22 protein-coding genes and 4 pseudogenes are annotated in these 21,886 nt (G+C 55.2%); 10 read left to right on the top strand and 16 right to left on the bottom strand.

The annotated features are described in order from the left end of the window. Nucleotides 1–43 precede the first annotated feature (43 nt). A complete protein-coding gene (locus tag LOY56_RS10810; protein ID WP_258621660.1) occupies nt 44–664 on the bottom strand; it encodes a cell wall hydrolase in 621 nt (206 codons plus the stop codon). Between the two features lie 179 nt (nt 665–843). On the opposite strand from LOY56_RS10810, the gene LOY56_RS10805 reads away from it, so the two are divergent. Together LOY56_RS10805 and chrA are read left to right on the top strand one after the other, a co-directional pair. After that, nucleotides 844–1,695, top strand: a complete 852-nt coding sequence (locus tag LOY56_RS10805; RefSeq protein ID WP_258621658.1) for a CAP domain-containing protein — start codon at nt 844–846, stop codon at nt 1,693–1,695. A gap of 35 nt (nt 1,696–1,730) precedes the next feature. Beyond that, the gene (chrA, locus tag LOY56_RS10800) at nt 1,731–3,089 is read left to right on the top strand and encodes a chromate efflux transporter (protein WP_258621656.1); all 1,359 of its coding nucleotides are present in this window, start codon (nt 1,731–1,733) and stop codon (nt 3,087–3,089) included. A gap of 16 nt (nt 3,090–3,105) precedes the next feature. Here chrA and LOY56_RS10795 read toward each other — a convergent pair whose 3' ends face one another. The 4 genes from LOY56_RS10795 to LOY56_RS10780 all read right to left on the bottom strand — a co-directional run bounded on the left by LOY56_RS10795 (nt 3,106) and on the right by LOY56_RS10780 (nt 5,021). Further along, complete coding sequence (locus tag LOY56_RS10795; RefSeq protein WP_258621654.1) at nt 3,106–3,504, bottom strand: DUF5329 domain-containing protein; 399 nt, start codon at nt 3,502–3,504, stop codon at nt 3,106–3,108. Between the two features lie 69 nt (nt 3,505–3,573). Further along, a complete protein-coding gene (locus tag LOY56_RS27005; RefSeq protein WP_008006269.1) occupies nt 3,574–3,810 on the bottom strand; it encodes a hypothetical protein in 237 nt (78 codons plus the stop codon). A gap of 124 nt (nt 3,811–3,934) precedes the next feature. Beyond that, nucleotides 3,935–4,171 carry a hypothetical protein gene (locus LOY56_RS10785; RefSeq protein WP_258621651.1) on the bottom strand — a complete coding sequence of 79 codons (237 nt, stop codon included), beginning with the start codon at nt 4,169–4,171 and terminating at the stop codon, nt 3,935–3,937. Between the two features lie 61 nt (nt 4,172–4,232). Beyond that, entirely contained in the window at nt 4,233–5,021 is a 789-nt protein-coding gene (locus LOY56_RS10780) for a DeoR/GlpR family DNA-binding transcription regulator (RefSeq protein WP_258621650.1), read from the bottom strand. A 387-nt stretch (nt 5,022–5,408) separates the two neighbouring features. On the opposite strand from LOY56_RS10780, the pseudogene LOY56_RS10775 reads away from it, so the two are divergent. Together LOY56_RS10775 and LOY56_RS10770 are read left to right on the top strand one after the other, a co-directional pair. Continuing rightward, nucleotides 5,409–5,996, top strand: a pseudogene (locus LOY56_RS10775) (transposase); the annotation flags it as partial. A gap of 11 nt (nt 5,997–6,007) precedes the next feature. After that, nucleotides 6,008–6,730, top strand: a complete 723-nt coding sequence (locus LOY56_RS10770) for an NAD(P)H-dependent oxidoreductase (protein ID WP_408980360.1) — start codon at nt 6,008–6,010, stop codon at nt 6,728–6,730. Between the two features lie 403 nt (nt 6,731–7,133). Here LOY56_RS10770 and LOY56_RS10765 read toward each other — a convergent pair whose 3' ends face one another. Beyond that, the gene (locus tag LOY56_RS10765; protein WP_218396563.1) at nt 7,134–7,337 is read right to left on the bottom strand and encodes a hypothetical protein; all 204 of its coding nucleotides are present in this window, start codon (nt 7,335–7,337) and stop codon (nt 7,134–7,136) included. 323 nt (nt 7,338–7,660) lie between these two features. Then, complete coding sequence (locus LOY56_RS10760; protein ID WP_258621646.1) at nt 7,661–8,938, bottom strand: sugar MFS transporter; 1,278 nt, start codon at nt 8,936–8,938, stop codon at nt 7,661–7,663. A gap of 637 nt (nt 8,939–9,575) precedes the next feature. Between LOY56_RS10760 and LOY56_RS10755 the strand changes: the two genes are divergently transcribed. Then, complete coding sequence (locus LOY56_RS10755; RefSeq protein WP_258621644.1) at nt 9,576–9,971, top strand: NADPH-dependent FMN reductase; 396 nt, start codon at nt 9,576–9,578, stop codon at nt 9,969–9,971. Between the two features lie 65 nt (nt 9,972–10,036). Here LOY56_RS10755 and LOY56_RS10750 read toward each other — a convergent pair. After that, a pseudogene (locus tag LOY56_RS10750) lies at nt 10,037–10,459 on the bottom strand (HD domain-containing protein). Between the two features lie 613 nt (nt 10,460–11,072). Between LOY56_RS10750 and LOY56_RS10745 the strand changes: the two are divergent. Next, nucleotides 11,073–11,321 (top strand): fructose-bisphosphate aldolase, encoded by a 249-nt coding sequence (locus LOY56_RS10745; RefSeq protein WP_258621643.1) that lies wholly within the window; start codon nt 11,073–11,075, stop codon nt 11,319–11,321. 108 nt (nt 11,322–11,429) lie between these two features. Here the strand turns inward: LOY56_RS10745 and LOY56_RS10740 are convergent, their stop codons facing one another. Beyond that, a complete protein-coding gene (locus LOY56_RS10740) occupies nt 11,430–11,666 on the bottom strand; it encodes an addiction module antidote protein (RefSeq protein WP_408980359.1) in 237 nt (78 codons plus the stop codon). Here LOY56_RS10740 and LOY56_RS10735 point away from each other — a divergent pair. The 3 genes and pseudogenes from LOY56_RS10735 to LOY56_RS10725 all read left to right on the top strand — a co-directional run. Then, nucleotides 11,626–11,823: pseudogene (locus tag LOY56_RS10735) on the top strand (alpha/beta fold hydrolase); the annotation flags it as partial. The gene LOY56_RS10740 and the pseudogene LOY56_RS10735 overlap by 41 nt on opposite strands. A gap of 143 nt (nt 11,824–11,966) precedes the next feature. Next, the gene (locus LOY56_RS10730; RefSeq protein WP_258621641.1) at nt 11,967–12,467 is read left to right on the top strand and encodes an Hcp family type VI secretion system effector; all 501 of its coding nucleotides are present in this window, start codon (nt 11,967–11,969) and stop codon (nt 12,465–12,467) included. Then, the gene (locus LOY56_RS10725) at nt 12,460–13,146 is read left to right on the top strand and encodes a DUF4225 domain-containing protein (protein ID WP_258621640.1); all 687 of its coding nucleotides are present in this window, start codon (nt 12,460–12,462) and stop codon (nt 13,144–13,146) included. Before LOY56_RS10730 ends, LOY56_RS10725 begins: the two co-directional genes overlap by 8 nt. Before the next feature lie 757 nt (nt 13,147–13,903). Here the strand turns inward: LOY56_RS10725 and LOY56_RS10720 are convergent. The 4 genes and pseudogenes from LOY56_RS10720 to LOY56_RS10705 all read right to left on the bottom strand — a co-directional run. Next, nucleotides 13,904–13,981, bottom strand: a pseudogene (locus tag LOY56_RS10720) (XRE family transcriptional regulator); the annotation flags it as partial. Nucleotides 13,982–14,142: 161 nt separating this feature from the next. Next, nucleotides 14,143–15,903, bottom strand: coding sequence for an L-tyrosine/L-tryptophan isonitrile synthase family protein (locus tag LOY56_RS10715; protein WP_258621639.1), 1,761 nt, complete (start codon nt 15,901–15,903; stop codon nt 14,143–14,145). A 27-nt stretch (nt 15,904–15,930) separates the two neighbouring features. Then, nucleotides 15,931–16,647, bottom strand: coding sequence for an HAD family hydrolase (locus LOY56_RS10710; protein WP_408980383.1), 717 nt, complete (start codon nt 16,645–16,647; stop codon nt 15,931–15,933). Then, on the bottom strand, nt 16,647–17,642 hold the full coding sequence (locus tag LOY56_RS10705; RefSeq protein WP_258621636.1) for an isocyanide synthase family protein: 996 nt from the start codon (nt 17,640–17,642) through the stop codon (nt 16,647–16,649). Before LOY56_RS10705 ends, LOY56_RS10710 begins: the two co-directional genes overlap by 1 nt. A gap of 270 nt (nt 17,643–17,912) precedes the next feature. Between LOY56_RS10705 and LOY56_RS10700 the strand changes: the two genes are divergently transcribed. Next, on the top strand, nt 17,913–19,733 hold the full coding sequence (locus LOY56_RS10700; RefSeq protein WP_258621634.1) for a di-heme-cytochrome C peroxidase: 1,821 nt from the start codon (nt 17,913–17,915) through the stop codon (nt 19,731–19,733). Between the two features lie 251 nt (nt 19,734–19,984). Here LOY56_RS10700 and LOY56_RS10695 read toward each other — a convergent pair whose 3' ends face one another. From LOY56_RS10695 to LOY56_RS10685, 3 genes are all read right to left on the bottom strand, one after another. Next, on the bottom strand, nt 19,985–20,452 hold the full coding sequence (locus LOY56_RS10695) for a GNAT family N-acetyltransferase (protein ID WP_258621632.1): 468 nt from the start codon (nt 20,450–20,452) through the stop codon (nt 19,985–19,987). A gap of 257 nt (nt 20,453–20,709) precedes the next feature. Then, on the bottom strand, nt 20,710–21,156 hold the full coding sequence (locus tag LOY56_RS10690; protein WP_258621630.1) for an NUDIX hydrolase: 447 nt from the start codon (nt 21,154–21,156) through the stop codon (nt 20,710–20,712). A gap of 78 nt (nt 21,157–21,234) precedes the next feature. Next, nucleotides 21,235–21,783, bottom strand: coding sequence for a cupin domain-containing protein (locus tag LOY56_RS10685; RefSeq protein ID WP_007895886.1), 549 nt, complete (start codon nt 21,781–21,783; stop codon nt 21,235–21,237). Between the last annotated feature and the right edge of the window lie 103 nt (nt 21,784–21,886).

Raw genomic sequence — 21,886 nt, 5'->3', positions numbered from 1 at the left:
TACCGGCAGCACCCTGCGTCAACGCTCATGAAGCGATTCGTACCTACTGCGCCTTCCCGCCACGAGGCTTATAGAAAAGAAACTTCCGGGTCTCGGCCGTCCTGGTGTATTTCTTCGCCCAGGCGGGCTTCACCGTTCTGTCGTGGAAATACAAGGCACCGTGGGTGCGGTCCGTGAGTTGCTTGTTGAGGGCCTTGCGCGCGATTTCCTTGGCGAGGACATATTCGTCGTCTTCCTTGACCTGATCCGCACGTCCGTCACACCACCACGAAAACTGGCAGGAACGCGTTTCAGAACCTTGCTTGACCACCGCGCACACCGAATCGGGAAAACCCTCGTGGCCCAGCCGGTTCATGACCACGTTGGCGACGGCTTCCATGTCCGCACCGGCCACACCTTTGGCTTCCCAATAGATGCTGCGTGCAAGGCAGGTGATTGCATCGTCGAGAGGGGCTGCGCCTGCCGGATCGACCGCCTGCGCTTCGGAGGGGGTGATGACTGCGGCCTTGGGCACCGGAACTTCGCTGCCCTTCTCTGCCGCTTTCTCTTCCAGGACCTGCGCCTTGTCTTCAGCCACTTCCTGTTTTTGCTCCTGGTCAGCCGCCAATACCTGCCCACACAGAAGGATGATTGCGAAGCAGGTGAGTACCCATTTTAATCGCATGATCGATCCTTCCGATGACACTGGCTTGAGCAACGAAACGGCGATGTTGTAGCTCTGATCTGCTGTGATTGTAGTCGTCGCCAATCATTCCAGTCGCCGGGCAATAAACGCAAAAAGGCATTGCGTTCGCAGGGGTGAAATCGCGCATCATGGGCGCAGTCCGTTCAAGGGAGATTTTCATGCGCAGCCTGTCATCCGTTTTGCATCTTGCCGTGTTGTCATTCGGGCTGGTGTTCAGCGTCGCCGCGTCGGCGGTCGAGGAAACGCAGCTGGTCGAGTCGATCAACGTTTACCGCAGTCAGGTGCAGCGCTGCGGCGGCCAGGCGTCATCGGAGCTGCCACCGCTGGCGAGCGATCCGCGCCTGGTCCTGTCCGCCAACAGCATCGGCGACTTGCAGCAGGCTTTGGCCCGCGCGGCTTATCCGATGGTCAATGTGCAGGCGATCAGCCTGTCCGGCCCGCGTGATGCGCCGTCCGCCATGAAGGCGATTCAGGAGAGCTTCTGCCAAGTGGTGCTGGACCCGCAATTCGTCGACATCGGCGTCAGCCGCGATGGCCGTGAATGGCGCATTGTGCTGGCGCGTCCGCTGTTGACCGGGCGTCTGGGCGACTGGCAGACGGAGGGACAGAAACTGCTTGAAGCGATGAACAGCGCCCGCGCTCAGACACGCCAGTGCGGCACCCAAGCCTTTGCCGCCACGACGCCACTGGCCTGGAACGCCACTCTGGCCTCCGCAGCCGAGACCCACAGCCGGGCCATGGCCAACAATAACTATTTCGATCACAAGGACCGCGATGGCCGCACACCGGGTGATCGGGCTGAACTCGCGGGTTACGCCGGTCAGCAGGTCGGTGAAAACATCGCCGCCGGGCAAGACACCGTGCGCAAGGTGGTCGATGGCTGGCTGGCCAGCCCGGGACATTGCGCCAACCTAATGAACCCACAGTTTCGCGAGTTGGGCGCAGCTTATGCAGTGGACCCGAAGAGTGATGCGGGCATTTACTGGACGGCGATGTTTGGTACGCCCTGAAGGCCTGAATCGACAGTTGAATAAGGAATCGTCACTTGAATAAAGCCCCCTCTTCGATCGTCGAGCAGGACCTGTCGAAGCCTGAGGCCATCAGTCTGCGGGAAGCGTTTCTGTTCTGGCTGAAGCTCGGCTTCATCAGTTTCGGCGGGCCGGCCGGACAGATTTCGATCATGCACCAGGAATTGGTGGAGCGCCGACGTTGGATCTCGGAACGGCGCTTTCTGCATGCCCTCAACTACTGCATGTTGCTGCCTGGGCCTGAGGCTCAGCAGCTGGCGACCTACATCGGCTGGCTGATGCACCGCACATGGGGCGGCCTGATCGCCGGCGCACTGTTTGTGCTGCCTTCGCTGTTCATCCTGATCGTGTTGTCCTGGGTGTACATCGCCTTTGGCGAAGTGCCGGCGGTGGCCGGTCTTTTTTATGGGATCAAGCCTGCCGTGACCGCCATTGTGGTGCAGGCAGCTCACCGGATCGGCTCGCGGGCCCTGAAGAACAACTGGCTGTGGGGAATCGCCGCAGCGTCATTCACGGCCATCTTCGTGTTCAATGTGCCGTTCCCGTTGATTGTGCTGGGCGCCGCCATCATCGGTTATGTCGGCGGACGTCTGGTGCCTGAAAGGTTCCAGACCGGGGGCCACGGCGCTGCGAAAAAATCCTTCGGCCCGGCGTTGATCGACGACGATACTCCGCCTCCTGAACACACCCGCTTCAGCAGTTTTAAATTGCTGCGCCTGTTGTTGGTGGGTGCTGTTTTGTGGGTATTGCCGATGGGCATTCTCACCGCTCTGTTCGGCTGGGAAGGCACCCTCACCCAAATGGCCTGGTTCTTTACCAAAGCGGCGTTGCTGACATTCGGCGGCGCGTATGCCGTGCTGCCCTATGTGTATCAGGGCGCCGTCGGCCACTATGGCTGGCTGACACCCACGCAGATGATCGATGGTCTGGCACTCGGCGAAACGACTCCCGGACCGCTGATCATGGTGGTAGCTTTCGTCGGCTTTGTCGGCGCCTATGTTCATCAGGTGTTCGGCCCCGATCATGTGTTCCTGGCCGGCGCCCTCGCCGCCACGCTGGTGACCTGGTTTACCTTCCTGCCTTCGTTCCTGTTCATCCTCGCTGGCGGTCCGCTGGTGGAATCGACGCACAACGAACTCAGGCTCACCGCACCGCTGACCGCGATTACTGCAGCGGTGGTCGGCGTGATACTTAATCTGGCGTGTTTCTTCGGCTACCACGTGCTCTGGCCCAACGGCTTCGGCGGTCAACTCGACTGGCCTTCGGCGCTGATCGCCATTACGGCGGCCATTGCGTTGTTCCGCTTCAAGCGGGGTGTAATCGAAGTACTGATGGGGTGCGGGCTGATTGGGCTGGCGGTGCATCTGCTGCGCTAGCCCGATCAAGACGAAATCATTGGCCTTGCCGTTGCCTCTGTAGCTCAGTCTTCAGCCAGAAGCTGGCGGATTGTACGCCTGCCGGACAACGCACTTCATAGGCGCGGCCACTCATACTGCTTTGGCTGGCCACCAGATCGATGAAGTCCTCTGCGCTGTTTACCTTGTTCCGGTCTTCAAGATACTTCAGCTTCTTCTGCAGATGTACCCGGGCTTCAGCGCCCGGGTACTCGCTTCCATTACGCACAAACCGGCACTCACTGTGCTCGACAAAGTCCAGCAAGCTGTTTATTTCCTGAGTGGCTTGAGGTGGGGTTTGCGCCTGTGCATCGAACGCCATGGCGGTCAAGCCGATACCCGACGCGATCAGCCAATGGCTGAGGCGCCGAGCGAAACGTCCAGGCAGAATTCCCATGGTGATTCCTCGCATGACTAACGGCAGATCAGAGCGGTGGTGCCCGCTCTGAAGGCTGACGGACAAGTATCAATCGTCGTCGCGGTCGTCACGGTCCCGATCGCGGTAACGACGGCGATCATCACGACGGTCGTAATCGCGGTCATACCCTCGATCATCACGTTGGTCATAGCCTCGGTCATGGTCGCGACGGTATTCACGGCGGTGATCCCGATCGTACCTGTCGTCATCTTCCCAGTGAGGAAAGCAACCTCCCAGCAGGAGGGTACTTGCAATGGCCAGGGTCATTATCGCGGTGCGCTTCATTTGAACGTCCTAAAAGGTCAGAGCTGCGGGGATGAGGTGACGCTTCCCGCGAAATAAATCGCAGTGCGTTCAAACCCATAACTACGACCTTCCAGCCAATCAATGATTCCGTTATCGCAGGGCCTTAGAGCGTTCTTTGGCTGTTGCCGATGGTTTTGGCTTTTTCGATGGCCCACTCCATCGCAGCTTCCATGTCCATCTGATGCGGCGACGGATGGTTGTCCTCAACGATGGCCGAGCCGTCCGGCCAGTAAACACCGATGAACATCCCCAGCGAACCGTCTCTCAATATCTCGGCCTTGACCTTGATCGTGCATCCGTTCGATAGCGTTTCCGAGTGGATCATATGGCGCTCAGTCATGACTGCATTCCTCCCGTCGTAGCTATCAGCGTAACCCATGCAGCGCTGACCGCGATGACGCTCAAGCGTCTATCTGCACCACCTCAATCCCCAGTTTTTGATAATCCTCGACATTGCCCGAGGCCACGTGACGTTCGGTGATCAGGGTATGCACGCGGTTGCAAGGCGCAACAACGAAGGGCTCCACCGCCCCCAGTTTATCTGCGGTGGTGACGGCAATCACATGGGAAGCACTGGCGAGCATTGCCTGCTTCACCCGCACCTCATCGAAATGCAGCGAGCTGATGCCGACTTCCGGATGAATGGCGCAAACCCCGGTAAACACCAGGTCGGCCTTGATGCTCTCGATCAGCCGCAGCGCTTCATGGCCGCCGGAAGACATCGTGGCGGGATTGAGCTGACCACCGGCGACTATCACTGTGATGCCTTTGTATTCGGCCAGGGTGATCGCGATCATCGGCGACGCGGTGATGGCCGTGATGCAGATGTCAGCGGGCAACGAGCGCGCGATCTGCAGCGTGGTGCTGCCGGAATCGAAAATCACGATCTGGCCGTTTTTAACCCGCCGTGCGGCGAGTTGGGCCAGCCGGGTTTTCACTTCATCGGTTTCGCCGACCCGGGTGAAGTAATCCTTGCCCGTATCTTTGGGTCGCGGCAACGCCCCGCCGTGTACCCGCTGCACCAGCCCGGCGCTGGCCAGCTCCGACAGATCCCGGCGGATGGTGTCCTCGGACACGGCGAAATGCTGGCTCAATTCGGAGGCCATGACCTTACCGTCGCGCTCCAGGATCAGCAGGATTTTTTGACGGCGCAGCTGCGGGAGTTCAGCGATGGAATGCTCAGCTTGCATGGTTATGCCTGTTTTTGCGTGTTTGTGCAAGATTAGCCAAACACCGGGATGAACACAACTGGCGGCAGAAGAATGCAGGCTCATACCAAGCGCAGAACCTGTGGGAGCGGGCTTGCCCGCGAAAGCGGTGTGTCAGCAAACATCAATGCTGGATGTGCCGCCGCCATCGCGGGCAAGCCCGCTTGTATGGTAGGACTTGAAGGGAGGAGGAGGGACAAAGCCCGATTCTGACTGTTGACGCAGTACAGATCCGTGGGAGATTTCGCCCCTCCTCCTTTCACCCAAGCGCCGATAAAGAATGCATCTGGCTAGACCGACGATAGGAACAAGCCTGCGCCTCTGGGTGAGCCCTTCAAGTGCTCAAAACCATATCCCGGAGGAAATCCAATGGCAATGCCGGTTTCTGTCACAAAGCCGATCGTAGGCGTGGATGTCGCCGAGAACGAACTGGTGATCTATCACGCCGAACTTGACCTGCTTGAAGAGATCCCCAACAACAAAACAGCCATCAAGCAATGGTTGAAGGCCTTGTCGGGGACCGTCGCTGTAGCCATTGAGTCGACCAATATCTATCACCTGGAGTTCGCCGATCTGGCCTATGAGGCCGGCTGCGTGATTTACATGGTGGGTGGCTATGAACTCAGCCATTACCGCAAAGGGGTGAATATCCGCGCCAAAACCGATGCGCTGGATGCCCGACTGCTCGCTCGCTATCTGAAGAACGAAGGTGATGATCTTCACCCTTGGACCCCGCCATCACCGCTGTACCGCCAGCTCTTGAGCCTTTTTCGTCGTCGCGCAGCCTTGGTTCAGGCGCGGGTCGGTCTGGTGCAAAGCTGGACGAATGAACCGCTGCTGAAATCTGCTTTCGCCGAGCAAGTGAAGTCCATGCAAAAGCTTGAAACGCTGGTCGAAAAGACGATTAACGATCGTCTGAAAGAAGCCGGTTTGCTCGGTCAGTTGAAGCGGAAGCTGCCGGCCACCAAGTGCAGGTCTCCGATCTATACGCGATGGACTGGAAAGCCTCACTGGACGCCGATGACAGCCCCGGCCGGCCAGCTGAATCGCGGTTCAATCCCTCGCTGGACTCCAAACATGCCTTCGAAGAAGGCCGACAAAGCCAGGACATCGTCCTCGAACAGGAAAAACTGCTCTGGGCCGATGCCGTCATTCTGCAGTTTCCGCTGTGGTGGTTTTCGATGCCGGCGATCCTCAAAGGCTGGGTGGAACGCGTCTATGCCTATGGCGTAGGGGAACATTCCGATGCGCGCTGGGGCAACCGCTATGGGGAAGGCAAACTCGCGGGCAAACGGGCGATGCTGATCGTCACCGCGGGTGGATGGGAATCGCATTACAGCCCCCGGGGCATCAATGGGCCCATCGACGATGTGTTATTCCCGATTCAGCATGGCGTACTGTTTTATCCCGGCTTCGACGTGCTGCCACCGTTCGTGATCTATCGGACCAGCCGAATGGATGAGGAGAGATTCTCAACAACTTGCGACGCGCTCGGCCAACGCCTTGATGACCTCTGGAAAACCGCACCGATTCCTTTCCGACCGCAGAATGCTGGTGCATATGACATTCCGCTACTCACGTTGCGCGCGGAAATTGCTTCGGATCAGATTGGCTTTGCGGCTCACGTCAGACAGGCGGAACGCGATGAACCAGGCGTGCGCGAGTCATTCACAAAAGTGAACGCCGTGTAGAACAAACTGGCTACCCGCGAACACGAAAAAGCCCGCACAAGGCGGGCTTCTGAAATCGATGTAGGTGGCCAGCGCTGGTCTCTGGCTTACAAGGTTTATCGGGCCTCTCACAGAACAGGATTTTTAACTTTAGGCTGTTCTGCCTCACACGGCATAAGGGCTGGATCTCAGCGCGGAGATCTTTCTAACCGTGTACCCTTGGGAGCGCGCCCCACGCTTCCTCGCTATCCCTTTGCGCATCAGTCTGCGTCTTCACCTACAGCTTCAGAATAGCAAATCGTTCGAGGCTTGGGTCGGGGTTTTTAGACCGATTCTTTTCTAGGGGAATGACTGCAGAATGGAAAAATACTAACGCCGCAAGACGGACTCCATCACGCCTTGGAGCTATTCGGCTGAGTCAGCCTCACTCTGCTCGCGACTGTGTGAGCGACCACATCCAGACGCTCAATACCACGAGCAATACCAAGGCGAGCACGCTTGGCCACAGGGGCATGGGATACCCATCAACGAGAACCTCGGGGCGAATAATCAAGCGCCCCAGTTGTGCCAAGGCCATCAGTGCGTAGACGGTGCCGGCCACTCGCAGCCCAATGATCCGGGATTTCATGCTGTTCTCCTCGACCTGACTATGAACGTAACAGGCGAGCAAAAGCGTTGTTTTTTTGCCGGCCCAGTGTGTGAAGTCGTGAAGGGGCGGCCAGCCTTGGCACGCTCCTCTCATCCAGTTCGGAAACCACTATCCAACCCTGGCCTTCACCAGAGGCCGGGGACCAATCTCCAACGTACTCGACGGGTATAATCGTCATACCCTGCAAGCTCGGACCGCAACAGCTGGTCCTCTTCTTGGCTCAGGTCCATCGGTAGTGATGAGTTCCTCTCCGAGCCGGAACGCCAACATTCTCGAGACAATGGGTAAAGGGCAAGGGAATGCTAGTGCTTCGGAGCGCGGGCATACCAACCGTAGATTGCGATGCCGGCATAACAGGTCGCTGGCACGCTCAATGCCATCGCGAGCGTCGAGAGGTCGGCCGCATACCCTGTCAATGGCGGAATAAATGCCCCGCCAACAATGGCGCAACAGAATAGGCCCGAACCTTCCGCCGCGCGATGACCGAGCCCTGCGGTCGCAAGGGTAAAGATCGTCGGAAACATGATGGAGTTGAACAGCCCGACGGCCAGCAGCGACCATCCGGCAACAACGCCTTGTGTGGTGGCAGAGATCGTCAACAGCACAATGACTGCCGTGGCGGCAAAGGCCAGCAGTTTCCCGGGTGCGAAAGTGCGCATCAGCGCCGAGCCGATAAAGCGGCCAACCAGGGCGCCACCCCAATAGAAGGCAACATGCTTGCCTGCGGCTTCGGCGGGAAGGGCCAGGGTTGTCGGCAGCATGAGGTAGTCGGTGATGAGGCTGCCAATCGTGACTTCGGCGCCGACATAGAGAAATATGCAGACGGTGCCGAGTGCAAAGCGCGGCTGCTTTAGAAGGTCGAGCGCAGCGAGTGGATTGAGACGTTCAGGTCTTGTTGACGGTTGCAGCTCATTTCTTTTCAGCCAGACGATCAAGGCGACGATGCAGATGAAGAGCGTAATGCTTGCATAGGTGTTGCTGATCACGCTGGCTTCCTGCGACAGGAAGGACGTCAGTTCTGCTGGCGACAATGCGGAAGTATCTACCGCATTAAGGGAGCCCAGGATCAGTATGGCACCCAGGTAGGGTGCGACCGTGGTTCCCAGCGAATTGAACGCATGGCCGAGGGTGAGGCGGCTGGGGGCCATTGCGGCGGTTCCGAGTAGTGAAAGCAGCGGGTTCGCAACGACCTGAACGGTTGTCACGCCAATCGCAAGCACAAAGAGGGCACCGAGGAAGGCTGGAAACAATGCGGACTGGGTGGCAGGAATGAAGAGCAGGCATCCACCAGCCATCAGCAGCAACCCGAGGACGGCCGCTCTCATGTAGCCGATTCGCGAAATGAGCAGGCCTGCGGGTATGGCGAAAATGAAATAGGCAAAAAAGAATGACGACTGCACAAGCATGGCCTCGGTATAACTGAGGCTGAAGAGGTGCTTGAGTTTTGGCACCAGGACATCGTTAAGGCTGGTGATGCTGCCGAGGATGAAAAACAGCACGAACACGTAGGTGCTCATCCGTTGGGTGTGGGGTGTTGCCAAACTGTTGGTGACAGTCGCGCTAGCACTAGCGTTAGTCATCACGGGCTTCCTCTTTCTTGTGATTGTTACTTTCAAGGAAAACTCTATCGAGCCTCAGGCACCTTGATAGTGAGACAGCGCTATCTTTGTGCGGTGAAGTACTCGCCAAAGGAGGGTGCGCTGCCATCTGATTTTTTGTCTGTAGCCGTTACCGCTCACCCCAAGTCCGGGGCCAGTCGTTAGAGGGCGCTACCTTAGTGCCTGACTTTTCGTTTGGCAAGCCGCTGGATCTCTTGGGGGTTATGCCGAGATAAGGGGTAAATTCGCTCATTTGGGCTGCAGCAGGACCGTGGGTACTTGGACGCTCGAACTGGTTATTTGCTGGGTAAGCGTCTGGCAAAGCCATCTGGTCATCCCTGCGAAACCAGGACATAGGGTTTGACTCCGGTGGTAGGGCCAATGATGGTGCAGTAAGTGGCCCTCATGCGACACTCCCCGCCCTACAAATCAGGGAGAGTGTTGACATGGTGCGTTTGCTTGCCGTTTCAGGGAGTCTTCGCGAGGCCTCCTCCAACTCAGTGCTATTGCGTGCAGCTGAGGTTCTCTGTCCCAAAGGGCTGTCGATAGCGCATTATCACGAGGTTGGCCAGTTACCTCATTCAACCCGGACTTCACGGAAACTCCTCCTGAATCCATCATGGGCTTACGCTTCAGTATCGCCCAAGCGGACGGCGTTCTGATCTCTTGCCCTGAGTACGCTCGCGGAATTCCCGGCTCATTCAAGAATATGCTGGACTGGCTCGTTAGCTCTGAGGAGTTCCCAGGCAAACCCGTTGCTCTTTTCAACGCTTCACCTCGGGCTTCGCACGCGCAGGCGGCACTGCGGCTGGTTCTGGAAACAATGTCGGCTTGTATCGTGGAGGAAGCATCAATATCCGTAAATTTGCTTTCCACGGAATTGAGTGCAGAGACCATCGCAAATGATCCAACGATCCGCCCACTGATTGTTTCCGCACTTGAAGCATTCAAGCAGCAAATCGATGGCAAAAAAAGCGGGCTATCTTCACAGAGATTCCGCCAGTTAAGTCGATAGTAATAAGCGTTTGGGCGGCGGTGGGTGGGTATCGCTTGATGGACTCCGAACTCTCAACCCACTCGCTACGAACGCAACACCCCTATCGCTCGCCGATACTTCTCTACGCGCTCCAGATCCTCCCAGGACGGCTGGGCAATCCGCGACAAGTCGCTGTTCTCTTCCAGATCCGCCAGTTTCACCACCCGCCCGATCGGGTTCTGCGCCGCGCGCTCGACAAATGCCTCGTAGGACTCGTCCGGCACCTTGGTCACTGACGCAATCGCCATCAGCACCGTTTCGCTGAAGCCTTCGTTACGCAGGTCGTCGAAGCTGATGCCTCAGTCCTCGACCACGTCATGCAGCACCGCGACGATGCGCTCTTCCAGTGTGTTCACCCGCAGCATGACCCTCAGCGGATGCAGGATGTAAGGCGCGCCGCCCTTGTCCACTTGCCCTTCATGCGCTGCGGCGGCGATGGCAATGGCGCGTTCCAGTGTCTGACTCATGGGATTCTCTTCGGGTTAAGCGCCGTAACGGCTGGTGAAATGAATATTGCGCTTGAAACAAACTGCAATCGTGATCGATTGATGAAGCCGCAGCCAGGATTTTGAAGTCTGAGAATCTCGTAGGAATTTGCGCTTTGTGGTGAGGGGGCTTGCCCCCGTTGGGCTGAGAAGCGGCCCCAGATCCTGCTAGCCCGTTTCCTCAGACACACCGCAACACCCCATTTTGCGGCGGCTGCGCCATCGAACGGGGCGATGCGGCGTTCCGCCCCTCCCTTACAGTGACCGCGTATGGTCCTACAGCCCGGTTGCGGCTATCAAAATCACTGCCTAGAGTGGGTCTGTCGCTGACCACAGTTAGCGATAGGGTTTCGCAGCCCTGAGGGAAATGACCTAACACCGTCAAACAACAATTCTGGCAAACTTCGCCAGCATTACGTTTCATGGCGGCTGTGTGTGGGAGACCTTCGGGTCTGCCGGGTTGGTCTTGTCCTCGGTCTGCGAACCCGCTCACAGCTGCCACCTATTTGTTTCGCAGCAGAACAGTGGCACTACGTTTTTCACGATAGGACCATCCTTATGACAATGAAAAAACCCGCTCCGCCACTACACCCCAATGTCCCATTTCGCCACCGACCACCCCGTCCTCCTCATCGACGCCGACGCCCCACTGCGCGAACTCCACAACTGCCTCAGCGAACGCCTCAGCGCCGTCCTCAAATACCTCAACCTCATGGCCTGCACCAGCCTGCCGGACTACGCCGAGCACGACATCAACACTGTCACCAATATTGCTAGGATCATGGTCCAGGATGTGAGTGATGTGTTTCGGGTGATTGAGCAGCGTGGGTTTGATACGCCGTAAAATCAAAAAAATCAAAAAGGTGACCAAAAAGGTGACAGATCTATTTTTTTCAATAGATCTGTCACCTTTTTTCCGTTTTCCCAGCAAGGCAAACAGCCACGGACACTCTCAGAGAATCGAGTGATTTGCCGCATGTCCCAGTTGTGCGCAGAGATCAATGCCAAGGGCATGGGTGACCTTTAGAACCGTATCAAAACGTGGTTTCGCGCCTGGCGCGAAGGCCTTGTACAGGTTTTCGCGGCCCATTCCGGAATCCTTGGCAATTTGTGTCATGCCACGGGCCTTTACCACGTAGCCGATAGCAGCTTCGATGACAACGCGGCTGACGATGCCAGTGCTGGCCATCGGCGGTGAGAAATCCTTTGGCAGCAATGAAGCGATCGTTATGCGCAATGCGGCGGATAAGGTCACGGAAGTGGTGATTCCGGGGGCAGGACATTGGCTAATGGAAGAAGCGCCGATAGAGACTATTCGAGCGATTCGGGACTTCATCGCGCAATAATATAGGGTTTTACCATCACTAATTTCTTCACGAACTGTAAGACGAGTCTTAAGTTAGTTTAAAGATTTACCACATCAAAATCCTGTCGATAGTGCGCCTGATACACTCGAAATGAAGCAATCAGAAGACAGGATGTACCCCGCATGGCTAATCACGGATACATGAGAGTCACCGGCAAACGCCAGGGTTTAATTTCCGCCGGGTGCTCCGGAGTGGAATCTATAGGGAATAAATTTCAAATCGCTCACAAAGACGAAATCATGATTTTGGCGTATTCGCACAATATGATTACGGGCAATGACGGTGGTGTTTCAGGTGGTCGCGGCAAACATTTGCCGATCATGATTACCAAGAATATCGATAAATCTTCACCATTGTTGGCGAGTGCCCTCCATGAAAGGGAAGAAATTGAGTGCACTATTTTTTTCTATAGAACATCTCCGGCGGGCGGCCAAGATAAATATTATAAAATACAACTCACAGGGGCGAAAATCGCGCACATCAACCTTAAAGTTCCTCATGCCATATATATGAATGATACAGAACCTCAAGAGATGGTATCCATCCGATATCGCGATATCACTTGGACGCACGTCCAGGCGGGAACGTGTGCTTACAGTACGTGGGAAATTGAAGATGAATGACGATTCTTGTGACATTCATGATGTGACTAAAGCTGCGTCCGATCTTGTTGCGTTCGGGTGCACTATTGGCGCTACGCAACTGTACGATAGTTTTTTGCAGCTTCAATTCAGCTCGATCGTTTCATCTTATGCTAACGAGATTATCCAAGCGGTTGATGAAGGTTTAATTAGCGCGCGACAGGGTTTGCAAAAAATCAGAGATGAGTATGCCGAATTATCATCCAAAGCGATGTTTTACACTAAAAATGGCATTGGTATTTTAGCGGGAGCAATGCAAATTCAAACTGGAGCTTCACTACTCGGAAAGTCAAGAGGTATTAAATTAACCAGCGGGTTAACCTACGTTGCGCATGGCGCTAATAATATTTATGAAAGCGCAGGAAATATATACAATGGACCTGACGCACCCAGCACAGTAGGGCCCATTAGGAGAACATACCAACACCTAGCCGAAAACACTAAAACCGGCAACACTATCTATTACTCTGTGGACTTAGGACCATCAGCGTTCGGCGTAGTTAGTTTAGTGCAAAAAAACGATATATTTGAGCTTTTCAGGAAAGACCCTATAAACTATGAGCGAGCATACAGACAAATGGGAAAACTGGCACTGGCCTTTGAAGCCCTGGTCGATGCAATCACAATAAAAAACATAGCAGAAGAAACAACTTTAGAATAAACCACCTCATCGAGCACATCACTTTCTTCGGCGCAGCCTCATTATATAAATGCATAAGCAGACAAAAACCAACATAAAAATAGCCGCACTAACGACAAACGAAAGCTTTCCTCGCAGCGGAAATATTTGATCAATTTGTAGAACGATAACAGCAACCCAAAACAAAGAACCGATAAAAGCACCGAAATAGGCAACCCAAGCAGAGTCTCTTTCGGGATTAAGATCACGCCCCAGTGAAACATCAATATAGCTGAGAGAGCAATAATAAAAATTAACAACCAACAAAAAAATAAAAAAACACCTAGCACCAACCAATAATAAATCCCGATTAAAGGGACCACCACCCCTATTAACCATGCAAGAAATGCCGCATAAAGCATGGAAAGCATAACAGTTAATAAATCCGAAACTAAAACGGTAAAAAAACTCTCAGCCGCATTAATACCCCCTCAGACAGCCCGATAGATTTCTTGAGCTTCGATACAAATCAGCGCTCACACCAAAAATTATAACCCTATCATTAATATGACTCACTCTAACAAATGACATAAACGAGCGACGATCCGAAAAGCCCTACACATCACTTCTTTTCATCCTACACATCATTCCCATAACCCCAGAAACGATTCATCAAAAAAACTATCGCAATAGAGGTCTTCAAAATTGGAAGCCGGCATATTCGGCCGAGCATTGGATTTTTTAGAGCCGTAAAAACACCCTCGGGCAACCCCGCGCCCAATGCGAAGGCGCAAGGAGATTAGAATTTCGCCGGGGTGTTAGTACTGATGATTTCCGCCTCATCCGCCCCAATATTGCGAAACCGATGCGGCAGCGTGCCAACTTTCGATCAGTCACAGACAAACGGTCCAAGCTGGGGTTGGTTGATGGAAGAAGCCGCCAACACAGACTATTCGCGCGATTCGTGACTTCACTCCGCAGTGATAGGAATAGTTTTCGAAGAAGACCCTGTCCCCAGGGCCTGCCAAACTCGAGCAATCAGTAAACCTGCACCCGCCACAATTCCCGCGAAGAAGAACCCGCCGACATCGGCAGCCTTCCATGCAACGTCCGATAGTTGTCGATCAGCACCAAATCCCCCTCACTCCATTGATGAGCAATCAGGCACTCCGGGTCATAAACCAGCGCATTGACCTGTTCCAGCAACGCCTGCTGCGCCTCCTCATCATGATCCTGCACAGACTGACTAAGCGTCTGCAGTGTCGATTCAGTGCCCTCTTGATAACGCAGGATAAGTTCGCCGCTGCGGGGGTGGTGATCCACCAGGCTGTAGCTGCGCGGTGAGCCACCGAAGTAGGTCATTTTGGTGTAGTAGCTGATGTTCACGCCCTGCCATTGCTGGGCGATTTGCTGCCCGACTTTGCGCAGGACGTTTCGGCTGTCGACGATGGTGGTCTGGCCCTCGCCCGGCTGCGGCGCGGTCTTGCAATAGAGCATGAATTTGCTGGCGCAGAATTTCGGGTTGCGCTGCACCTGTGCGTCGCTGTCGGGCAGCATGTTCAGGTCCCAGTGCAATGGTGTTTTCTCCAGCGAGTGCACCACGCCTTGGGGTTTGTCCGCGGGTTTGACCACGTGCACGGCGCCGAAGGCCCATTCGTACAGCGTGCCGAAGCGTTCGCAGCTGCGCGCAAAGCTGTCCTGGTCGTCGAAGCGGCAGCCCTTGAGGCAGACGAAACCGAAGGTTTCCACCAGTGCCTCCAGCAAGCCCGTGGACAGTCGCTCGAAACCCAGCCCCAACGGGTCTCGCACCACCAGACCAAAGAGCGGAAGTTTTTGCAGTTCGTACTCGAAGCCTTGCGCCTGTGGGTTTTCTGTTTGGTGGTAGAGCCACGGCCGCCCGTCATACGTGACCAACACGTGGTGGTCGAGGTCGACCTGGGCGCGGGTGCGAAGGGTTTGGCTGCCATCGAGGTTGCACACCGGCACGGCATGCCAAGGGCTGTAAACACGGGTCAGCCCCTCGGCCAATCCGAAGGTGAACTTGGGTCCGGCATTGCTGTACTGGTGGACCGACAAGCGAATGTCATCGCCGAAGAAACGGTCCACTGCCGCATTCAATGCCTGCCCGCGATACATCATTTGGTAGGCTTTGAAATTGATTTGCTGCAGGTACTCATCCTCGCTCTGCCCGTCCTCCCGGCACAGTCGCAGATCGTTGTAGAGGTGACTGCAGAGGTGGTCATGGGCCTGGCTGAGGGATTCATCTTCGCGGCTCTTCTCGATCAGATCCCCAAGGTTTTTCCAGGGCAGACGGGCCTGCTTGACCAGGCTGGCGCGAACCGACTCGGCGCTTTGGGCCTGTGGGAACAGGTCTTCCATGCTGACCCACTGAATCGTGTGGGTGGTGCACAGTTCACGCAACGCTCGGTTGTAGGCGACGCGAACGTCGTCGGCAACGCCAACGATGTCATTGAAGGTCGTGCCGTCACTGAGGATCGACACCACACAGCCCGGGGCATGCAACGCGGTGATGGCTTGGCCGAGCTGGTCGAGGCGCTCGATGGCCATGACCTCACCATAATCCGGCAGCACGCCGAAGGTCTGGTCGATGGCGTTTGGCGACTTGCAGGGAAAGCCTGGCAGTACCAGACGCACTGGCAGGCTCTGATCGAAGCAATGTCCCAGGCGTAGCGCGAGATGCGCGCTGCCTTGTGCTTCGAAACAATCATCCGTGCCTTTGAGCAGATAACCCGCCAACAAATCGCTGACAGCAGCGATCCAGGCTTCTCTATGTTCCATAGAACAGCTTCCTTGAGAGTGTGTGTATCAATAGGATTTAACAGTGTCGCCATGCTCGGTGAACGCAGGCGCCGTACCGCAGACTTGCTGCAAAATGCGCAGCAGCCCGGCCGGTTGTTCGCAACAGAAGTTCGGGGCCTGGGCCTGCAATGCAGAGGTCAGGCCATAGCCCCAGGTGACTGCCGCCGAGTACATGCCTGCGGCACGCGCCGTTTGCAGGTCGATCTGCGTGTCACCGACGAACAAACAGCGTTGCGGATCAACCGATAAGCATCGGGCGGCTTCCCATGCCACCTCCGGCTGAGGTTTGAGCGCCCGGCCCGCGCGATGCCCCAGAATCGTCCCGAAGGTATTCTGTGGAAGCAGCGCATCGGCTACTTGCCGGGCCATTTCGTCAGCCTTGTTGGTGACGATTGCCAGCGGCACTTGCAATTGGCGACAACCTTCGAGCAAGGCAAGCACACCGTTGAAGGGCCGGGAAAATTGAACAAGGTTGTTTTGGTAGAGCGTCACATAGCGCTGGTGCATGGCGGGCGCATCAGCGATATCAAACTGCGCGGCAAGCTGCTCGATCATCGCCGTGACCCCACCGCCGATATAACCCCGCACCGTTTCCGCGCTCAGCGCCGGGCAACCGTGTTCGAGCAACACCTGGTTCAGGCACCAGGTGATGTCAGGCAAGGTATCGACCAGGGTTCCATCCAGATCGAAGAGTACGGCTTCGACCCGCAACCGAGACACCATCATTGAGCACTGGCGTAGTGACAAGGACGCCCCTTGCGGAACACCAAGCGGTGGTAACGTTCATCGACATTGCTGCGTTTTTCGAGGGTGACCACACCCCGTCGCTTGATGGCCACCGAATGCCAGGGCGTACGCCACAGGTCACTGGTTGGCACCAACCGGATACCGATTTTCGTCGACACCGCCAGTTGCGGGTGAATCGACAGGCGCAGGCAATGTGGGTAGCGCGCCTGTAACAGAGCACTCCAGGCTTCACTGCGCTGGATCACCCGCTGCGAGGCCGGCTTGGCGATTTTTTTCACCGCATTAAGGCTCATGCCCGCGAATACTTTGAGGCCCGAGTAATCCTCGGAAAGAAAGCGATGGATGCCGCAGTACATCAACATCATGTGCGGATCATCCTTGAAGCGTTGCTGCAACAAGACCAGTGACTGGCCGTGCTCGATCATCATCTCCTCACGCATGGCGTCCAGACAGTCAAGCGGAGGATAGGCATCCCGGAGGTCGAAATGGGCGAACGTGCCGCGATAGTGCTGTTCGGCGTAGTCCTGGATAGCGTCGGTGTAGGCTTTGACGTCTGCATCGGGAACATGCACCAGATCAGAGAACACATAGCCATCGGAGCAGATATGAATCAGCGCCCCCGGTGCGTAGATCGCCTGGATCTCATTGCACAGGCGGTGTAACTCGTCGATTGCGTGATGCTCAGCAAGATCTGGCAGATGGCTGAGGGTTTTCTTGCGGCTGGGTGATTTGCCCGGGAAGGCTGGCAAGACCATTTCGACCTGGCGACCGCGCTCGACCGCCTGCATGACCTTGGTCAGATGGGGTTCCAGTACCTGCAACGAAAGCTCGGAATCCTGCCCCGGGGCAAGGCTACGACGCCGAAACAGGCATTCGAGGATTTGCTCGGCAATGTTCATGTGTGCGGTGTTCTGATGCGTATGCACCCGCTGACCGCACACCTGTTGAGCAACGGTGTTTGAACCTTGCATAGGCAATCCCTTGTGTGATGAATAACGGCCATTTTTTGGCCGTCAGCAGATATTCCTTACCTGCGAGCGGCTAAATTCCTACAAGTCGTTCGGGCTGTCAATCGTGGCAATCCGGAATATTACGGGCTGGTTGTGGTTGAGGGCACGATATGAGTGCCATGGAACAAAATCCAAGAGCGGTGTTTTTTTCGTGGCTACACTCATGACGGGTAGCTTTTGGCTACCCACGTGATGGGTCCCAACAGGAAATTACAAATAGAAGGGAATCTGATGAACAAATTAAAAGCCCCACCATTTGCCTGCGCTGCATTGTTGTTTTTCAGCTGTAATTCAGTGACTCAAGCGGCCGACATCCTGGATCAGGGATGGAATGACACCACCCTCTCCAATTGGCATGACCTTTCACAAGGTTCGAGAATTCTCCCTCTCTCCTGGGCACGAGCACTGGAAGTGCCCGCTTCAGAAGAGAAGTTCATGAGTGACAAAACGATCTCTGCCTACGGTTACATGCCTTATCAGCCGTCTTATAACGGTAAGCGTTTTACGTTGCCGATGGGTTTCGTTTTGGATGATAGCCATGACAGCAAGCTGTCCTTCACGAAACTCCGTTGGTTTTTTGGACAAGGGACGCAAGAGCCGTGGGTGGGGATGAATTGCTCTGCTTGTCACACGGCTCAAATCAATTTTGAAGGACAGAATCTTGTCATCAATGGCGGGCCAACTAACGCCGACTTTCAAAATTTCTTTAAAGCATTGAGAGCGGCGTTAACCACAACGGCTTCCGACCCTGAAAAATTTGAACGCTTTGCGAAGAGTGTCCTGGAGGATGACCTGTCGAAAGGAAATCGCCAACGGCTGAAAAAATCGCTGGAAAGCTTGAATGCGTTTTATGCACAAAACGAGACACTGAATGCCACCGATCTGCAATATGGCCCAGGGCGCCTTGATGCAGTAGGCCACATTCTCAACAAAATCAGTCAAGTCACCCAAGCGAAACCGCCTACCCCTAACCCCTCTGATGCGCCGGTAAGTTATCCATTTCTCTGGAATACGCCTCAACATGACGTCCTCCAATGGAACGGAATGGTCGGCAAAAAAACACTCCCCTCGATAAAAAAAGACGGCGGCCTCGATGTTGGAGGCCTGGGGCGTAATGCTGGAGAGGCCATCGGCGTGTACGCCGATATTCGACCGGTTAAAGAAAATCCGGCCAAGCCAGGATTTGTCTCCAGTGTAAACGTGAAAAATCTGGATGTTCTAGAACGTTCTCTTTATACCTTGAAGCCTCCGCAATGGCCTGGGTCGCTGCCAAAAGACCTCACGTCAGGCGCCAAATTGTTTACGGACAATTGTGCCGGCTGCCATGTACCCCTTGATAGAAACGATCTCACTACGGCCATCGCGGCGGTCATGATTCCAATCTCCGCGAATGACAATTTCAATGCTCAGAGCCCAAAAGCCTCGACCATTGGCACGGATCCCTGGATGGCGTGCAATGCTTATCAATTTAAAGCGGATGCTGGCGTGTTATCGGGTTATCCCAGAGTCGATAAATTAGGACCCATTCAGCCAAATGACCGTCTCTACAACATGCTGGGTGTGACCGTCCTTGAGACATTACTTGGCAAAGGACGCGATGTCGCCGAACTGGCTTTCGATGGATTGCTTGGAATAGATACCAAACCTCAAAAAGTCCCTGGATTCAAGGACCGTGCCTTGTTCAGCAATGCTGATGAGAAAGCGCTACGGCTATACAACTGTTACCGTAAGAGCCCAAAAATTTCTCTTCTCGCCTATAAAGCAAGACCCCTCACCGGCATCTGGGCCACCGCTCCCTATTTGCATAACGGCTCTGTGCCGACCCTGAACGACCTTCTCTTGCCACCCCGTCAGCGTCCCTCGACGTTCTATACAGGGACCCATGAATTCGATAACCAAAGGGTGGGATTCAAGACTGATAAGTCGGACAAGAACTGGTTTCTTTTCGACACCACGCTTGAGGGCAACAGCAACGGCGGCCATGACTATGGCGTGGGCAACCTCAGTGATATCCAAAGGTCACAGCTTCTCGACTACTTGAAGTCACTTTGAGCGGCGTCGCAGACGCCCTCACCTGAGGTATGAAGTGGTAATCGCTAGGAGGGGCGACCAAAAGTCGTGGTCGCCCCGCCGAAGGTCGCTGCGGGTTTAATGTTTGCTTTAGAGGTCAGAAGTTAGCCGAGGTGTTGGCGCTGATGATTTCGGCCTCATCCTGCCCAATATGCGAAACCGATGCAGCAACGTCGTCGGAAAATTACCCATCCTAGGCATACAACACACTAATCTGCACATCAACGCCAAGCCTACAAAAGCGCCTTCACCATCGGTGTACAAGCCAGCTGAAGCCCGGAGGGCGAATGGTAAATAGCAGGTTCGTCACCCACGAAACCGCAACGCCGGTAAAAGTCAGCAGCATTCAACGTGGCGTCCAGATTGATCTCCTTCAGCCCCAGATCTCGCGCCAGGCATTCAAGGTAGTCCAGGACTCTCAAGCCAATGCCTCGTTGCATAAAGCTCGGGAGCACAAAGATCGCGCCGATTTCGCTCCTCTCCAGATCAAGCATTCCGGTCGCCACCGGCTCACCCTGAATACAGCCCAGATAAAAGTGTTTATTCATCAGGTCGCTATAGCCGTCGTTGGCTGATCCTGCCGTCCAGGCCAACATTTGCTCCGTGGTATAGGCGCCGATGCATTGATGCCGTATCGCTTGAAGGCGAATATCGAACGCTGTTTGGGCATCGCTGTGCGTGGCGCGTCTAATCTCGAACATTTCATTCTCCGTTAGCCATCGGTAGACGGAGACCTAAAAAGCCCCGTCCATTTCTGGCGGGGCCTTGGGTAATTACGTCAAATTCTACGAACGCATGACCTCATGGCCCGCCGGAAGCGGTCATGGAGGTGCACATCATGTTCATGTGGCGTGTGTAGGTCATAGGCTGATAGTGTTTTGGATGATCCGGGTTGTCAATCGTGGAGCGGAAGGACCAAGAGAAGTCTCCTCAAGTCACTCCTTTGCTGCTTCAGATATCAATCCAGCAATGCGACTTTCTGCAGTAGCTCATAAAGACCATCTGGAACCAAAGGTGACCCATCAGTGAAGCTTGCGACGCCATGCCATTTCGCTATGAAGGCCGTGCCGTCACTCTCACACGCCTTCAACTGCGGCAATTCGTAGACGTTCGCATCCACAAATTTTGCATCGTACACCTGAACAATTTCATGCCCTGGAGTGCCGGCATAAGTGAAGATGCTCTCAAGCGTACCGAGTAAGCGAACATCAGAGATGGGTAACCCGAGTTCCTCTTGTACCTCTCGCACAACTGCCTGGGCACTGGTTTCGCCGAACTCGATGCCTCCACCGACGGGGCGGAAAAAAGTCTGCTTTTTTATTGAGTCGTAAGCTTCGTTGACCAGAATTTTTCCGTTGTGATGGAAGACGCAGAGTGCGAGGGGGCGGATGCGTTGTGTGGTCATGAGGTGAAGTCCATTTACTTTGAAAAAGCCCGTAGCAGCTACCAATGGCTACTACAGGTTTGATGTTCACTATCGTTATCAGAAGTTAGCCGGGGTGTTGGCACTGATGATTTCAGCCTCATCCGCCCCAATGTTCCTAAACCGATGCGGCAGCGTCGTCGGAAAGTAATACCCATCCCCGGCATTCAGCACACTAATCTGCCCATCCACCGTCAACTCAACCGTGCCCCGCGTCACCAGCCCACACTCCTCGCCTTCCGAGTGCACAATCGGCTCTTCCCCCGAACTCGCCCCTGGCGCGTATTGCTCGCGCAACAGCCGCATCTGCCGACTCGGTACCGAAGCCCCGATCAGCAACAACCGCAGCCCATGGCGCCCGAGATCTGGCTGCTCATTGGCGCGGAACACGTATTGGTGCTCACGCGGCGGTTGGTCGAAGGTGAAAAAGTCCGCCAGGGACATGGGGATGCCTTCGAGCAGTTTTTTGAGGGAGCTGACGGAGGGGCTGACGCGGTTCTGTTCGATCAGGGAGATGGTGGCATTGGTGACACCGCTACGCCGGGCCAGCTCACGCTGGGACAGTTTGTAGCTTTCGCGTACTAATTTGAGTCGTGAGCCCGTGTCCATGACAGCCTTATGCGAAGAATACTTAAGGGTAATGGGGGTGGGTGGCGGGCGACTGGTGGCCGCGGATTACGCCGTTTCCCATCCCGGAACCGTGGAAGGCGGG

Source organism: Pseudomonas sp. B21-048 (genome assembly GCF_024748615.1).
Lineage (GTDB): Bacteria > Pseudomonadota > Gammaproteobacteria > Pseudomonadales > Pseudomonadaceae > Aquipseudomonas.
Note: the sequence above shows the minus strand (reverse complement) of the source record. Positions and strands in the feature narration are given on the sequence as shown.

What these genes read in the sequence shown, in the direction of transcription:
- LOY56_RS27005 (WP_008006269.1), bottom strand. Translation starts at nt 3,810, where the DNA reads ATGAAGCGCACCGCGATAATGACCCTGGCCATTGCAAGTACCCTCCTG.
- LOY56_RS10755 (WP_258621644.1), top strand. Translation starts at nt 9,576, where the DNA reads ATGGGCTTACGCTTCAGTATCGCCCAAGCGGACGGCGTTCTGATCTCT.
- LOY56_RS10760 (WP_258621646.1), bottom strand. Translation starts at nt 8,938, where the DNA reads ATGACTAACGCTAGTGCTAGCGCGACTGTCACCAACAGTTTGGCAACA.
- LOY56_RS10685 (WP_007895886.1), bottom strand. Translation starts at nt 21,783, where the DNA reads ATGGACACGGGCTCACGACTCAAATTAGTACGCGAAAGCTACAAACTG.
- LOY56_RS10780 (WP_258621650.1), bottom strand. Translation starts at nt 5,021, where the DNA reads ATGCAAGCTGAGCATTCCATCGCTGAACTCCCGCAGCTGCGCCGTCAA.
- LOY56_RS10725 (WP_258621640.1), top strand. Translation starts at nt 12,460, where the DNA reads ATGAATGACGATTCTTGTGACATTCATGATGTGACTAAAGCTGCGTCC.
- LOY56_RS10745 (WP_258621643.1), top strand. Translation starts at nt 11,073, where the DNA reads ATGTCCCATTTCGCCACCGACCACCCCGTCCTCCTCATCGACGCCGAC.
- LOY56_RS10740 (WP_408980359.1), bottom strand. Translation starts at nt 11,666, where the DNA reads ATGGCCAGCACTGGCATCGTCAGCCGCGTTGTCATCGAAGCTGCTATC.
- LOY56_RS10695 (WP_258621632.1), bottom strand. Translation starts at nt 20,452, where the DNA reads ATGTTCGAGATTAGACGCGCCACGCACAGCGATGCCCAAACAGCGTTC.
- LOY56_RS10765 (WP_218396563.1), bottom strand. Translation starts at nt 7,337, where the DNA reads ATGAAATCCCGGATCATTGGGCTGCGAGTGGCCGGCACCGTCTACGCA.
- LOY56_RS10730 (WP_258621641.1), top strand. Translation starts at nt 11,967, where the DNA reads ATGGCTAATCACGGATACATGAGAGTCACCGGCAAACGCCAGGGTTTA.
- LOY56_RS10690 (WP_258621630.1), bottom strand. Translation starts at nt 21,156, where the DNA reads ATGACCACACAACGCATCCGCCCCCTCGCACTCTGCGTCTTCCATCAC.
- LOY56_RS10710 (WP_408980383.1), bottom strand. Translation starts at nt 16,647, where the DNA reads ATGGTGTCTCGGTTGCGGGTCGAAGCCGTACTCTTCGATCTGGATGGA.
- LOY56_RS10810 (WP_258621660.1), bottom strand. Translation starts at nt 664, where the DNA reads ATGCGATTAAAATGGGTACTCACCTGCTTCGCAATCATCCTTCTGTGT.
- LOY56_RS10700 (WP_258621634.1), top strand. Translation starts at nt 17,913, where the DNA reads ATGAACAAATTAAAAGCCCCACCATTTGCCTGCGCTGCATTGTTGTTT.
- LOY56_RS10805 (WP_258621658.1), top strand. Translation starts at nt 844, where the DNA reads ATGCGCAGCCTGTCATCCGTTTTGCATCTTGCCGTGTTGTCATTCGGG.
- LOY56_RS10715 (WP_258621639.1), bottom strand. Translation starts at nt 15,903, where the DNA reads ATGGAACATAGAGAAGCCTGGATCGCTGCTGTCAGCGATTTGTTGGCG.
- LOY56_RS10705 (WP_258621636.1), bottom strand. Translation starts at nt 17,642, where the DNA reads ATGCAAGGTTCAAACACCGTTGCTCAACAGGTGTGCGGTCAGCGGGTG.
- LOY56_RS10795 (WP_258621654.1), bottom strand. Translation starts at nt 3,504, where the DNA reads ATGGGAATTCTGCCTGGACGTTTCGCTCGGCGCCTCAGCCATTGGCTG.
- LOY56_RS10785 (WP_258621651.1), bottom strand. Translation starts at nt 4,171, where the DNA reads ATGACTGAGCGCCATATGATCCACTCGGAAACGCTATCGAACGGATGC.